The 12494-nt window shown below is 67.0% G+C and carries 13 protein-coding genes; 1 reads left to right on the forward strand and 12 read right to left on the reverse strand.

The window, feature by feature from the left end; translation table 11 throughout:
• The first annotated feature begins 150 nt into the window (after positions 1-150).
• Positions 151-1011 carry a D-amino-acid transaminase gene (locus tag LOS78_RS16775; RefSeq protein WP_230377549.1) on the forward strand — a complete coding sequence of 287 codons (861 nt, stop codon included), beginning with the start codon at positions 151-153 and terminating at the stop codon, positions 1009-1011.
• A gap of 72 nt (positions 1012-1083) precedes the next feature.
• Here LOS78_RS16775 and LOS78_RS16780 read toward each other — a convergent pair whose 3' ends face one another.
• The 12 genes from LOS78_RS16780 to LOS78_RS16835 all read right to left on the reverse strand — a co-directional run bounded on the left by LOS78_RS16780 (position 1084) and on the right by LOS78_RS16835 (position 12313).
• Positions 1084-1932, reverse strand: coding sequence for a calcium-binding protein (locus LOS78_RS16780; RefSeq protein ID WP_230377550.1), 849 nt, complete (start codon positions 1930-1932; stop codon positions 1084-1086).
• Positions 1933-2094: 162 nt separating this feature from the next.
• Positions 2095-2862 (reverse strand): amino acid ABC transporter ATP-binding protein, encoded by a 768-nt coding sequence (locus LOS78_RS16785; RefSeq protein WP_230377551.1) that lies wholly within the window; start codon positions 2860-2862, stop codon positions 2095-2097.
• A 10-nt stretch (positions 2863-2872) separates the two neighbouring features.
• Positions 2873-4327: an amino acid ABC transporter permease gene (locus LOS78_RS16790; protein ID WP_230377552.1), complete on the reverse strand. Its 1455-nt coding sequence runs from the start codon at positions 4325-4327 to the stop codon at positions 2873-2875.
• A gap of 1 nt (position 4328) precedes the next feature.
• Entirely contained in the window at positions 4329-5582 is a 1254-nt protein-coding gene (locus LOS78_RS16795; protein ID WP_028713542.1) for an amino acid ABC transporter permease, read from the reverse strand.
• A gap of 106 nt (positions 5583-5688) precedes the next feature.
• Positions 5689-6714, reverse strand: coding sequence for an amino acid ABC transporter substrate-binding protein (locus tag LOS78_RS16800; RefSeq protein ID WP_230377553.1), 1026 nt, complete (start codon positions 6712-6714; stop codon positions 5689-5691).
• 153 nt (positions 6715-6867) lie between these two features.
• Entirely contained in the window at positions 6868-7578 is a 711-nt protein-coding gene (locus tag LOS78_RS16805) for an ATP12 family chaperone protein (RefSeq protein ID WP_230377554.1), read from the reverse strand.
• Positions 7571-8233, reverse strand: coding sequence for an HAD family hydrolase (locus LOS78_RS16810; protein WP_230377555.1), 663 nt, complete (start codon positions 8231-8233; stop codon positions 7571-7573). The genes LOS78_RS16805 and LOS78_RS16810 overlap by 8 nt, the downstream gene beginning before the upstream one ends.
• Before the next feature lie 6 nt (positions 8234-8239).
• Positions 8240-9286, reverse strand: a complete 1047-nt coding sequence (locus LOS78_RS16815; RefSeq protein WP_230377556.1) for an RluA family pseudouridine synthase — start codon at positions 9284-9286, stop codon at positions 8240-8242.
• Positions 9283-9657 carry a fluoride efflux transporter CrcB gene (crcB, locus tag LOS78_RS16820; protein WP_230377557.1) on the reverse strand — a complete coding sequence of 125 codons (375 nt, stop codon included), beginning with the start codon at positions 9655-9657 and terminating at the stop codon, positions 9283-9285. Before crcB ends, LOS78_RS16815 begins: the two co-directional genes overlap by 4 nt.
• Positions 9654-10982: a replication-associated recombination protein A gene (locus LOS78_RS16825; RefSeq protein WP_230377558.1), complete on the reverse strand. Its 1329-nt coding sequence runs from the start codon at positions 10980-10982 to the stop codon at positions 9654-9656. The genes crcB and LOS78_RS16825 overlap by 4 nt, the downstream gene beginning before the upstream one ends.
• A gap of 61 nt (positions 10983-11043) precedes the next feature.
• Entirely contained in the window at positions 11044-11634 is a 591-nt protein-coding gene (locus LOS78_RS16830) for an acyl-homoserine-lactone synthase (RefSeq protein WP_028713549.1), read from the reverse strand.
• Positions 11635-11701: 67 nt separating this feature from the next.
• Complete coding sequence (locus LOS78_RS16835) at positions 11702-12313, reverse strand: autoinducer binding domain-containing protein (protein ID WP_028713550.1); 612 nt, start codon at positions 12311-12313, stop codon at positions 11702-11704.
• Between the last annotated feature and the right edge of the window lie 181 nt (positions 12314-12494).

The raw sequence follows: 12494 nt of genomic DNA on the forward strand, positions 1-12494 counted from the left end.
AAGGATGTTTCAAACGTCGCTGCAAAACTGATAGATAGTTGCTGCATCTGCATCAAGCTGATTTTGCACCTGCGAAAACGCCCGCATCTTGACGCCCTGCCGCTTTCGGCGCAGGACCGCGTTGCAAGCCTCTGGGACAGGAGAAACGACATGACCCGCACCGTCTATCTGAATGGCGACTACCTGCCGGAAACCGAGGCCAGGGTATCGATCTTCGACCGCGGCTTCGTGATGGGCGACGGCGTCTACGAGGTGACCAGCGTGCTGGACGGCAAGCTGCTGGATTTCGCCGGCCACATGAAGCGCCTGACCCGCTCGCTGGCCGAGCTGGGCATGGGCAACCCGCTGACGGACGAGGAATGGCTTCACGCGCATCGCCAGCTGGTGACGCTGAACGACGTGACCGAGGGCATGGTCTATCTGCAGGTGACGCGCGGCAATCCCGGCGACCGCGATTTCGCCTATCCGCCCGAGGACACGCCGCAGACCGTTGTGATGTTCACCCAGTCCAAGCCCGGCCTCGCCGCCAATCCGCAGGCGAGAACCGGCCTCCGGGTGATCTCGATCCCCGACCTGCGCTGGCACCGGCGCGACATCAAGACGGTGCAGCTGCTCTATCCCTCGATGGCCAAGATGGAGGCCAAGGCCAGGGGCGCCGACGACGCCTGGCTGGTCGAGGACGGCTTCGTGACCGAGGGCACCTCGAACAACACCTATATCGTCAAGGACGGCAAGATCGTCACCCGCCAGCTGTCGAACGACATCCTGCACGGCATCACCCGCGCCTCGCTGCTGCGCTATGCCGCCGAGGCGCAGATGCAGATCGAGGAACGCCCCTTCACCATCGAAGAGGCGCAGGCCGCGGACGAGGCCTTCTTCACCTCGGCCTCGGCCTTCGTGCTGCCGGTGGTCGAGATCGACGGCGTGAAGCTGGGCCAGGGCACGCCCGGCCCGGTGGCGACCCGCCTGCGCGAACTTTATCTGGAGGAATCGCTGAAGACGGCGGTCTGAGCCGCGGCCAGCGGAAACCCAAGGGGCGCGCGGGACAGCCCGCGCGCCCCTTCGCGTTCCCTCCCCCCAGGATCAGGTCGCGGCGGTCTCGCGCACCAGGCTGATCGCGCGCACGTCGCGGGCCAGCGTGTCGCGCAGGATGGCGATGTCTTCGCCGTTCAGCACCACGCGCACATCGTCGCCGTCCTGCACCAGCTCGTATTCCTCGTCGCCGGCATAATCCTCGGCCAGGGTGATGGTGATGTTGTCCGCACCGCCATAGGCGATATCCGCCGCGCCGCCCGCATCGCTGCGCAGCATGATCAGATCCGCGCCGTCGCCGCCATCGACGATGTCGCCCGCCCCGGCATGGATCGTGTCGTTGCCCTCGCCGCCCAGCAGCGTATCCGGCCGCTCGGGGTCCGAGGCATCGGGCGACAGGATCAGGTCGTCGCCCTCCTCGCCGTCGATATGGACCGAACCGCCGTGATCCTCGATCCGGTCGTCGCCCTCGCCGCCGGTGATCGAGTGATGGCCCAGATTGGTGATGATCGTGTCATTGCCCAGCCCGCCGTCGATGGTGTCGCTGCCCTCGTCGGCGCCCAGGTCCAGCGCGCCGTAAAGGTCGTCCCCGCTGCCCAGATAGATCTCGTCGTCGCCGCTGCCCGCCAGGACCGTATCGTCGCCATAGCCCGCGCCGATCAGGTCGTTGCCCGAACCGCCATCGATCAGGTCGTCGCCGTCATAGCCCAGGATGCCGTCATCGCCGTCAGTGCCGGTCAGGACATTGTCCTCCTCGTCGCCCTCGATCAGCGCATCGCCATGCAGCCGGGGATCGTCGGCGGGCCCTTCCGGCGGATGGTCGTCGTCATTGCCGGATACCAGCGAGCCGATACCGACAAGGCCCAGCAAGCCCAGCATCAGGAAAATGGTCTGGTTCATCACGAAGTCTCCAAAGCGGTTGCCGGCAAGATAGACCGGCCCCGCCCCGCCCGGCAACCGCCGGAACACGCCCGGGTTCTTTCTTGGGCAAATATCCCGCAGGGGGAGTCCGCCGCGCCCGCGGCGGACGGGGGACGCGAAGTCCCCCTGCGGCGCCGCCGCTCAGTGCCCCAGGATCTGGGACAGGAACAGCTTGGTGCGTTCGGAGCGGGGGTTGTTGAAGAACTCCTTCGGGGTGTTCTGCTCGACGATCTGGCCCTGGTCCATGAAGATCACCCGATGCGCCACCGCCTGGGCGAAGCCCATCTCATGGGTGACGCACAGCATGGTCATGCCGTCCTCGGCCAGCTCGATCATGGTGTCCAGCACCTCCTTGATCATCTCGGGATCCAGCGCCGAGGTCGGCTCGTCGAACAGCATGATCCGCGGCCGCATGCACAGCGCCCGGGCGATGGCGACGCGCTGCTGCTGGCCGCCCGACAGCTGGCCGGGATATTTATGGGCCTGCTCGGGGATCTTGACCTTGGTCAGGAAATGCATGGCCGTCTCCTCGGCCTCGCGCTTGGGGATCTTGCGCACCCAGATCGGCGCCAGCGTGCAGTTCTCGAGGATGGTCAGATGCGGGAACAGGTTGAAATGCTGGAACACCATGCCGACCTCGGAGCGCACCTTGTCGATGTTCTTCAGGTCGTTGGTCAGCTCGGTCCCGTCCACGATGATCTTGCCGGACTGGTGCTCCTCCAGCCGGTTGATGCAGCGGATCAGCGTGGACTTGCCCGAGCCCGAGGGCCCGGCGATGACGATGCGCTCGCCCCGGCTGACCACCAGGTCGATGTCGCGCAGCACGTGGAAGGTGCCATACCATTTGTTGAGCTTGACGATCTCGATCGCGGTCTCGTCGCTCAGGGCGGGGGCGGTTCCGGTGGTCATGCAGGTCTCCTCAGCGGTGGTCGCGCTTCAGCCGGCGTTCCAGATACATGGAATAGCGCGACATGCCGAAGCAGAGGATGAAGAAGATCGCGCCGACGAAGATGTAGGGCTCCCAATAGGCGCCTTTCCATTCGAAGCTTGCGCGGATGGTGTCGGCCATGGCCTTCAGCGGGTCGAACAGCCCGACGAAGACGACCAGCGTCGTGTCCTTGAACATGCCGATGAAGGTCGAGACGATGCCGGGGATCGAGATCTTCAGCGCCTGCGGCAGGATGATCAGCCGCTGCGCCTTCCAGTAGTCCAGCCCCAGCGCGTCGGCGGCCTCGTATTGGCCCTTGGGCAGGGCGGCCAGCCCGCCGCGGATCACCTCGGCCATATAGGCGGCGGCGAACAGCGTCACCATGATGATGACCCGCAGGATGATGTCGAAATTCGTGCCCGGCGGCAGGAAATAGTTCAGAAGCAGCGAGGCCACGAACAAGAGCGTGATCAGCGGCACGCCGCGGATGAACTCGATGAACATCACCGCCAGCATCTTGATCACCGGCAGGTCCGAGCGCCGCGCCAAGGCCAGGATCACCCCCAGCGGCAGGGACAGCGCGATGCCGGCGACGCCGATGGTGATCGACAGCACGAAGCCGCCGAACTGGTCCGAGGAAACCGGGCGCAGCCGCAGCGGCAGCATCCCCGCCAGCGCCGAAGCCAGCGGCCCGGCCAGCAGCAGCCACCAGGCCGCGGCCGCCACCACCCCCAGCGTAAAGGCCAGCAGGCCGAAGCGCGAGGCCAGCAGACGCCAGACCGCGAAGCCGATGCCGAAGCCGGCCAGCACCATCGCCTCGCTCCACAGCGATCCGCCCCAGAGCAGCCAGACGGCGATGAAGGGATAGACCAGGCTGGCCAGCAGCGACCATTGCGGCCGGGTCTCGATCAGCGCCGACCAGAGCAGCATCAGCACCGCCATTCCCAGCAGCGCCCCGGTACCGGCGCCCAGCAGCGCGGCGATGACGAAGGTCAGCACCACCGACAGGCCCAGCACCACGCGCCGCGCCCGGGCGCTGTCGGCAAACAGCACCGGCGCCAGCGCCAGGAACAGCAGGCCGAAGGCCAGCACCGGGCGCCAGTAAAGCGCCTGCGGATAGAAGCCGAACAGGAACTGGTTCCAGCGATGCTTGATCAGCGCGAAGCAGGCACCCGAGGCGCCCTGCCCCCAGGTCTCGGCGATGATCTGCCGGCATTCAGCCATGCTGCCGGCGTTCCAGACCGAATGCGAGAGCCAGGGGCCGACGGTGCCGACCACCAGCCAGACGATGCCCAGCCCGACAAAGGTCAGCGCGATGTTCAGCGGCCCCGAGAACAGGTTCTCGCGCAGCCATTTGATCGCGCCGGATTCGGCCAGCGGCGGCGGCTCGGGCGGCAGCATGGTCTCGCGCACATAGGCGACGGTTTCGGAATGCGTGTCGCTCATCTCACCGCTCCTTCAGCTTGACGCGGGCGTTGAAGATGTTCATCCCGGCCGAGATGATCAGGCTGAGCGCCAGATAGATGCCCATCATCAGCACCATGCATTCCATCTCGCGCCCGGTCTGGTTCAGCGTGGTGCCGCCCAGCGTGCCGCGCAGGTCCATGTAGCCGACGGCGATGGCCAGCGAGCTGTTCTTGGTCAGGTTCAGGTATTGCGAGATCAGCGGCGGCACGATCACCCGCAGCGCCTGCGGCAGCACCACCAGCGACATGGTGCGGCGCGGCCGCAGTCCCAGGGCAAAGGCCGCCTCGGTCTGGCCGCGGCTGACGGCCAGGATGCCGGCGCGCACGATCTCGGCGATGAAGGCGCCGGTATAGAGCGTCAGCGCCAGCCACAGCACCACGAAGGCGTTGTCGAGGTTGATGCCGTCGGCGAAGTTGAAGCCGCGCAGCACCGGCGGGATCAGGTGCAGGCCGAAATACCAGGTCAGGAACAGCACCGGCACGGCGAACATCGCCAGGCTGATCCACCAGGTCCGCGGCCGCTTGCCGGTCCGGTCCTGCACCCGCTGCGCCCAGCGCCGCAGCACGCGCCAGCCGGTCCAGGCGGCGGCGATGACCACAGCAAAGGCGATGAAGGCCCAGCTGATCCCCTCGCGCCCCAGCGACAGGGTGCCGGGCGGGTTGGTCATGCCGATCGAGGGAATGGCGGTATAGCGGTTGGTCGGCGCGATCATGTCGAACAGGATCATGTCCGCGGCCGGGTTCTCGCCCCGATAGGCGTTGGGCGGCGGCATGACCTCGGTAAAGATCGCAAGGCAGACCAGGATCCACAGAAGCAGGGGAATGTTGCGGAAGACCTCGACATAGATCGTCATCAGCCGCGCGATCAGCCAGTTCGAGGACAGGCGCAGCACACCCACGATCACGCCCAGGATCGTCGCCGCGATGCAGCCCAGGATCGAGACCAGCAGCGTGTTCAGCAGCCCGATCACGGTGGCGCGCAGATGGGTATCGTCGGAATTGTACGGGATCAGCTGCTGGGGAATGTCATATCCCGCGCGGCGGAAAAGGAAATCGAAGCTGAGCGTCTTGCCCATGGCGGACAGGTTGCGCAGCGTGTTGTCGATCAGCCAGCTCGCCGCCAGCATCACCAGGATGAAGACGATGGCTTGCAGGGTCAGCGAGCGATAGCGCCGATCATAGATCAGCATCGACAACCGGAACGGCGGAGTGTCCGCCCCCGTGTAGGTGACCATGTATTAACCCCCTGTATCCGGCTGAATTCGGGCCTTTGGCCTCTGGCTTGCCGGCTTGTCATGTGCGGGCGGGGGATGCGCCCCCGCCCGCCCTTGTCGGATGCGCTTACCGGAACGGCATCGCATACATCAGGCCGCCCTGGGTCCATTGCGCGTTCAGGCCGCGCGCCAGGCCGATGGGGGTCTGTTCGCCGATGGTGGCGGCGAAGATCTCGCCATAGTTTCCGCCGGCCTTGATGGCGCGCTTCGCCCATTCGGCGTCCAGCCCGATCATCTTGCCCAGCTCGTCGGTGGTGCCCAGCAGGCGCTGCACCTCGGGATTCTGCGAGGATTTCGCCAGCTCGTCGATATTGGCCGAGGTGACGCCGTATTCCTCGGCCGCGATCAGCGCGTAAAGCGTCCAGCGCGCGATGTCGCCCCAGTTGTTGTCGCCGTGGCGCACCGCCGGGCCCAGCGGCTCCTTCGAGATGATCTCGGGCAGGATGATGTGGTTTTCCGGGTCCGCGAAGCTGGCGCGGGTCGCGGCCAGGCCCGAAGCGTCGGTGGTATAGGCGTCGCAGGCGCCGGCCATGTATTGCTGTTCGCCCTCGGCGTTGCTGTCAATGTTGACCGGCCGGTATTCCATGTTGTTGGCCTTGAAATAGTCGGCCAGGTTCAGCTCGGTCGTGGTGCCGGTCTGGATGCAGATCGTGGCGCCGTTCAGCTCCTTGGCCGAGGAAACGCCCAGGTCCTTGCGGACCATGAAGCCCTGGCCGTCGTAATAGTTCACGCCGATGAAGTCGAGCTTGAGGTCGGTGTCGCGCTGGAAGGTCCAGGTCGAGTTGCGGGCCAGCAGGTCCACCTCGCCCGAGGAGAGCGCGGTGAAGCGGGTCTGCCCGGTCGTCGGCACGTATTTCACCTTGGTCGCGTCGCCCAGCACCGCGGCGGCCATGGCCTTGCAGAAGGCGACGTCGAAGCCGGACCAGTTGCCGTTCGCGTCCGGGGCGGCAAAGCCGATCAGGCCGGTGTTCACGCCGCAGTTCAGCACGTCGCGGGCCTTGACCTCCATCAGCGTGTCGCCTTCTGCGGCCAGAGCACCCGAGGCCGCCAGGGCGACCGCCGTTACCGAGCCGAAGAATACTGATTTCTTCATTGATTTCCCCACTGTTGTTCCCGGTCTCGCCCAGGAATGAGCCGATGCGAGGCCCGTTGGCGAGCCCGTTTGAGCAAGGAGCGTTTATGCCCCCATAAGCGGCATTGTGCCGATGGAGGGCGATGCGTCAAGAAAGAACCCAAACGAACCGTTTCAGCCGCGGCTGAGACGCCAGAACCGCTCAGAATCGCGCATGGCGGCCAGGCGGGCGGCGGCGGCCTCGTCGGCCTCGGTGTCGCGGCCCCAGCGTTGTGCCTGAAATTCCTCGTCGATCCGGGACAGGGCATGGGCCGTCTCGGCATCGATCCGGCCGCGGATCACCGCCAGCCCCAGGATCAGCGAGCCGGGCAGGGTCACGAGATCGTGCAGTGCCGTCAGCCCGAACGGGTCCAGCGCCGCGACTTCTGCCTGAAGTTTCAGCAGCACCGCCGGGTCCTGCGGCACCGGGATCACGCCGTGGGTGATGCGCAGGGGCGCCCTGAGCTCGGTCGCCGCCCAGTCGATCAGCGGGTCCCAGCCCGCGGCCTGGGCGCGCACCAGCGTCTCGGGCGCCTCGGCGCGATAGGACAGAAGGTCGGTGCCGCCGTAATCGCCCAGCATCGCCGCAACCTCGTGGAACTGCGGCACGACCTTCTCGATGGCCGAATTGGCGGCGCGGGTCAGCGGCATGCGGTTGGGGTCGATCACCTCGTGCACCGCCTGCCATTCCCCGGCGACAGCCAGCGCCAGCGCCTCGGTCGGCAGGCGCAGCGGCTGCTTGCCCGGGGTGCGCAAGGGGCGCTCGTCCAGCAGCACGGCCCAGGCGCCCTCTTCCTTGTGGATCGCGACCGAGGCCCAGAAGCGCCGCGCCTTCCATTCACTCATCGGCCCACTCCAGCAATGCCCGGGTCAGCGCGGGATAATCCGGCGCGACCAGCCGCGCCCCGGCCGCCTGCAGGGCCTCGGCCGGGCAGAAGCCCCAGCCGACGCCGAAACCGGCCATGCCGGCCGCCCGCGCCATTTCCATGTCGAAGGTGGAATCGCCGACCATCACCGCCCGCCCGGCGCCCACGCCGGTTTCCGACAGCGCGCTTTTCAGCATCGCCGGATGCGGCTTCGAGGGATGGCCGTCGGCCGATTGCCGGGTGACGAAGCGCGCGGTCAGCCCATGCGCATCCAGAATCGCCGCCAGCCCCCGCGCCGGCTTGCCGGTAGCGATCCCCAGCGCCACACGGTCCAGCGAGGCCAGCGCATCAAGGCAGTCCAGCGCGCCGGGATAAAGCGGCGGCAGCGCCCCGGCCGCGCGCGCGGCGATGAAGGATTCGCGATAGCCGGCCACCACGCGCTCGTGCAGATCGGGGCCCGCGCCGGGCAGCAGCCGCTCGACCGCGACCGGCAGCGACAGGCCGACGATGGACAGGATGCGCGCGGGCTCCATCTCGGGCAGGCCGGCGGCGCTCATGCCGTGATTCATCGCCTGGGTGATTTCCTGCTGGCTGTCCACCAGCGTGCCGTCGATGTCGAAGATGACCAGTCTCATGGCGGCCTATGCGGGATCGGCGAAGGGGTCTTCGGGCACGTCCTGCTCGGCCCAGCCCAAAGTCTTCCAGGTGCGCGCCATATGCTCGGGCAAGGGCGCGGTGACGGTGATCAGCTTCTTGGTGATCGGATGCTCGAAGCGGATCATGCGGGCGTGCAGATGCAGCTTGCGGCTGATCTCTCCGCCCAGCTGGGCGCCCCAGCCGTCGCCCAGGTTCTCCTGCCCCGAGCCGCCATATTTGCCGTCGCCGACGATGGGATGGCCGATCTCGGCCATATGGGCACGCAGCTGGTGGGTGCGGCCGGTGACGGGCACCATGGCCACCCAGGCGACCCGGCCGCCCAGCGCGTCCAGCACCGCGTAATCGGTATGGGCGCGCTTGGCGCCCTCGGTCGCCGCGACATCCGAGGGATGCACGGCCATCATCTTCTCGCCCTCGCCGCCCCGGCCGCGGCCCGGCGCCTTCACCAGCCCGTATTTGATCGAGCCCATGCGCGGATGCGGCACGCCGGCCACGGCGGCCCAGTAGATCTTGCGGGTCAGCCGGTGCCGGAACGCCTCGGACAGCGCGCGGGCGATGCGGTCGGTGCGCGCCAGCAGCAGCACCCCCGACGTGTCCTTGTCCAGCCGGTGCACCAGCTTCGGCCGGTCCTTGTAGCCGAACATCAGCGCCTCGGTCAGCCCGTCCACATGCCGGTCGCCCTGCCCCGAGCCGCCCTGCGAGGGCAGGCCCGGCGGCTTGTTCAGCGCGATGACGTGCTCGTCCCGCCACAACACGCAGGACTGGATCATCTCGGCATCCGACGGCTTGACGCGCGGCTTCGCCGCCGGCGCGGGGGCGGCGCCCTCGGGCAAAGGCGGCACGCGCACCTCCTGCCCGGCCTCGATGCGGGTATTGGCCTTGACCCGGCCGCCATCGACGCGCAACTGGCCGGTACGGCACCATTTCTCGACCGCGCCCTGGGTCAGCTGCGGAAACCGCTTCTTGAGCCAGCGGTCGATGCGCTGCGCGCCCTCGTCCGCGCCGACGCGAATGGTCTGCACGCCGCTCATGCGAAGATCCCCCGGCCAAGGGCCAGCCCGGCGGTCACCGCCGCCAGCGACAGCAGCACCGAGCCCAGCACATAGCCGAGCGCGGTAACGGCGGCGCCGCGCTCCCACAGGGTCATGGTGTCCAGCGCGAAGGCGGAAAAGGTGGTGAAGCCGCCCAGCATCCCGGTCAGCAGGAAGGGCGCCAGATGCTGGCCGCCCCGATGCGCGAGCAAGGCCGCCAGCAGCCCCATCGCCAGGCAGCCGGCGATGTTCACGCTCAGCGTGCCCAGCGGGAAGCCGGGGGTCAGCCGGCCGGCCAGGGTATTGACCCCATAGCGCGCCGCGGAACCCAAGGCCCCACCCAGCGCGACCTGAAGGAAGGTATGTTTCATGCTTTGTCCTCTGCCCGCCGCTTCTGGCGCAGCCCGGCGAACCATTCAACGCGCTTTTTCAGATCGCGCTCGAATCCGCGCTCGACGGGCAGGTAGAACACGGGGCGCTTCATGCCGTCGGGGAAATAGTTCTGGCCCGAGAAGGCGTCCTCGGCATCGTGGTCATAGGCATAGCCGGCGCCGTAACCCTGTTCCGACATCAGCCCGGTCGGCGCGTTCAGGATATGCTTGGGCGGCATCTGGCTGCCCGAGCGCCGCGCCAGGTCGCGCGCCGCCTTGTAGGCGGCATAGCCCGCGTTCGATTTCGGCGCCAGCGCCAGATAGATCGTCGCCTGCGCCAGCGCCAGTTCGCCCTCGGGGCTGCCCAGGCGTTCGTAAAGCGCCCAGGCGTCCAGGCAATGGCGCTGCGCCGCCGGATCGGCCAGGCCGATATCCTCGATCGCCATGCGGGTCAGGCGCCGGGCAAGATAGCGCGGGTCCTCGCCGCCCTCGAGCATCCGCGACAGCCAGTAAAGCGCCGCGTCCGGGTCGCTGCCGCGCACCGATTTGTGCAGGGCCGAGATCAGGTTGTAATGCTCGTCGCCGGACTTGTCGTATTTCGCCGCACGCCGCATCAGCCGCTGCGCCATCTGGTCGGTGTCAAGCTTGCCGGTCGCCTTCCAGGCCATCACCTGCTCGATCAGGTTCAGCGCCGCGCGGCCGTCGCCGTCGGCCATTTCCAGCAGCCGGTCGCGGGCCTCGCCGGTCAGCGGCAGGGCGCGGCCCAGCTCCTGCTCGGCGCGCTGCGCGAGGCGTTCCAGGTCCGCAAGGCTCAGCCGCTCCAGCACGATGACCTGGGCGCGGGACAGCAGGGCGGCGTTCAGCTCGAAACTGGGATTCTCGGTGGTGGCACCGACCAGGGTGATGGTGCCGTCCTCCATATGCGGCAGGAAACTGTCCTGCTGCGCCTTGTTGAAACGATGGATCTCGTCGACGAACAGCAGCGTGCCGCGGCCCTGGCTCCGGCGCAGGCGGGCGGCCTCGAACACCTTGCGCAGTTCCGGCACCCCCGAAAAGATCGCCGAGATCTGCACGAAGGCCAGGTCCGTCTCTTGTGCCAGAAGCCGGGCGATGGTGGTCTTGCCGACCCCTGGCGGTCCCCAGAGGATCAGCGAGGACAGGCTGCCGGCGCCGAGCATGGCGCCCAGCGGGCCGTCGGGGCCAAGCACCTTGTCCTGGCCAACGACATCGGACAGCCGCGCCGGACGGATCCGGTCGGCAAGGGGGCGGGCGGCGCTGCGCGCGGGTTCGCCCAAGGGGGGCTCTGTGTCGAATAGGTCTGCCATGCGGGCGACATGTTACGCCGCCCGCATCACCTGCGAAAGGCCCTCCTCCTGGCGTCGTGCATCAGTGCATCTTGGCCGCCAGGTTGATCGAGACGCACTGGAAATAGCCGTCGTCGATCCAGACCACCGGACCCATGGCCTGCGCGTCCAGACCGCAGGGCACCAGCCAGCGCGGCCAGGTCGAGGCGACCAGGCAGACCAGGCGCGAGGCGCCAAGCTCACGGGCCGAATTGGTCATCTCGTGCACGAGGTTCAGGTGCACGCGCCGCCGCTCGCGCTGCGGGATGGTATGGTCCACGAACAGCCGGCTGGCTTCCCAGGTGCCGGCCTCGACCGGCGCCGGTTCGTCCAGCAGGTTCTGCGGGATCGAGCCGCCCAGCAGGTCCAGCTGGGCATCGCGGATCATGTAGGAATACATGCCGCAGCGCGCCGTGGTGGGCGTCAGGCGCACGCCGGCCAGCACCCGGCCGTTTTCATGGATCGCCACCCAGCGGCTCATGGGCGTGTCGTACTGGTCGAACTCCATGTCGTCCGTCTGGGGCAGGTTCCAGCGCTTCTGGACGATGAAGCTCTGCTTGCGGGCGCGGAAGATATTCGCGAAGAGCTCGCCGTGATTGTGGAGGTTGGCGAAGGAAAGTGTGGTGGTCTGCATGGTCTTCTCCTGGGGTTCTTTGTGGTGGTGGCCCCCAGGTGTAAACCGCAACGGCGGACGGACCGTATTACAGCAAGCGGTAGTCCTTGGCCCGTTGCAGCGCCTCGGCCGTCGTGCGCGCCATGAGTCGTTCGCGTGCCGAGATGAGACGTGCCTTGAATGCGCTTTCCGTAATACCAAGCTTGGCAGCCGCCGCTGCATGACGATCGCCCTCTGCGATACACCGAAGGGCCTCTTGCTGAGCCTTCGTCAGGCTCTCCGGCGGCTCTGTGATATCGTGAAGCCGTCGTACCATTGTCGAGATCGCTTCGATCTCGTCATCCGTGAATTCCCGTTTGTCATGGGCAAAGCAGCAAATCGTGCGCGACTTGATCGGGCCGTGCGCCACCGCCAGCCCGTAGCGCAGGCCATGATCCGCGGCGTCCTGAAGAATCGAAAACGGGTCCGGGATGGGCAGCACGCTCCACCGGCAGGCTCCGGTCGTCGAGAAGCCCCAGGCGATGGTGGGGTCGCGCAGGGCATAGGCCCGTTCGGAATAGCGCTGAGCCCATTCCTTGTTATAGGTCTGGAACTGCATCAGCGGTGCAGCAAAACGAATGTGCAGCCCGATGAAATAGCCCGCCGGAGCGAGCTTTTTCAGCTTGGCGAGTGCTGCATTGATTTCCGCGCGAGATGACATGACGTTTTGGACAGATTGCGTTTTCTTCGAGTTACCAGGAAAAATGGCACGGTTCACAGTGTATTCAAGCAATACCGTGCTTGCGAGCGACGTTTTTCGGACTGCCGTCGGGTCAACTCGGCGGCACTTTGGGCATAGCCGCCTTTCCCCGCCAAGCGCAAGACGCGCCGCGATCCTGCAA

This window comes from Paracoccus sp. MA, assembly GCF_020990385.1.
Taxonomy (GTDB): domain Bacteria; phylum Pseudomonadota; class Alphaproteobacteria; order Rhodobacterales; family Rhodobacteraceae; genus Paracoccus.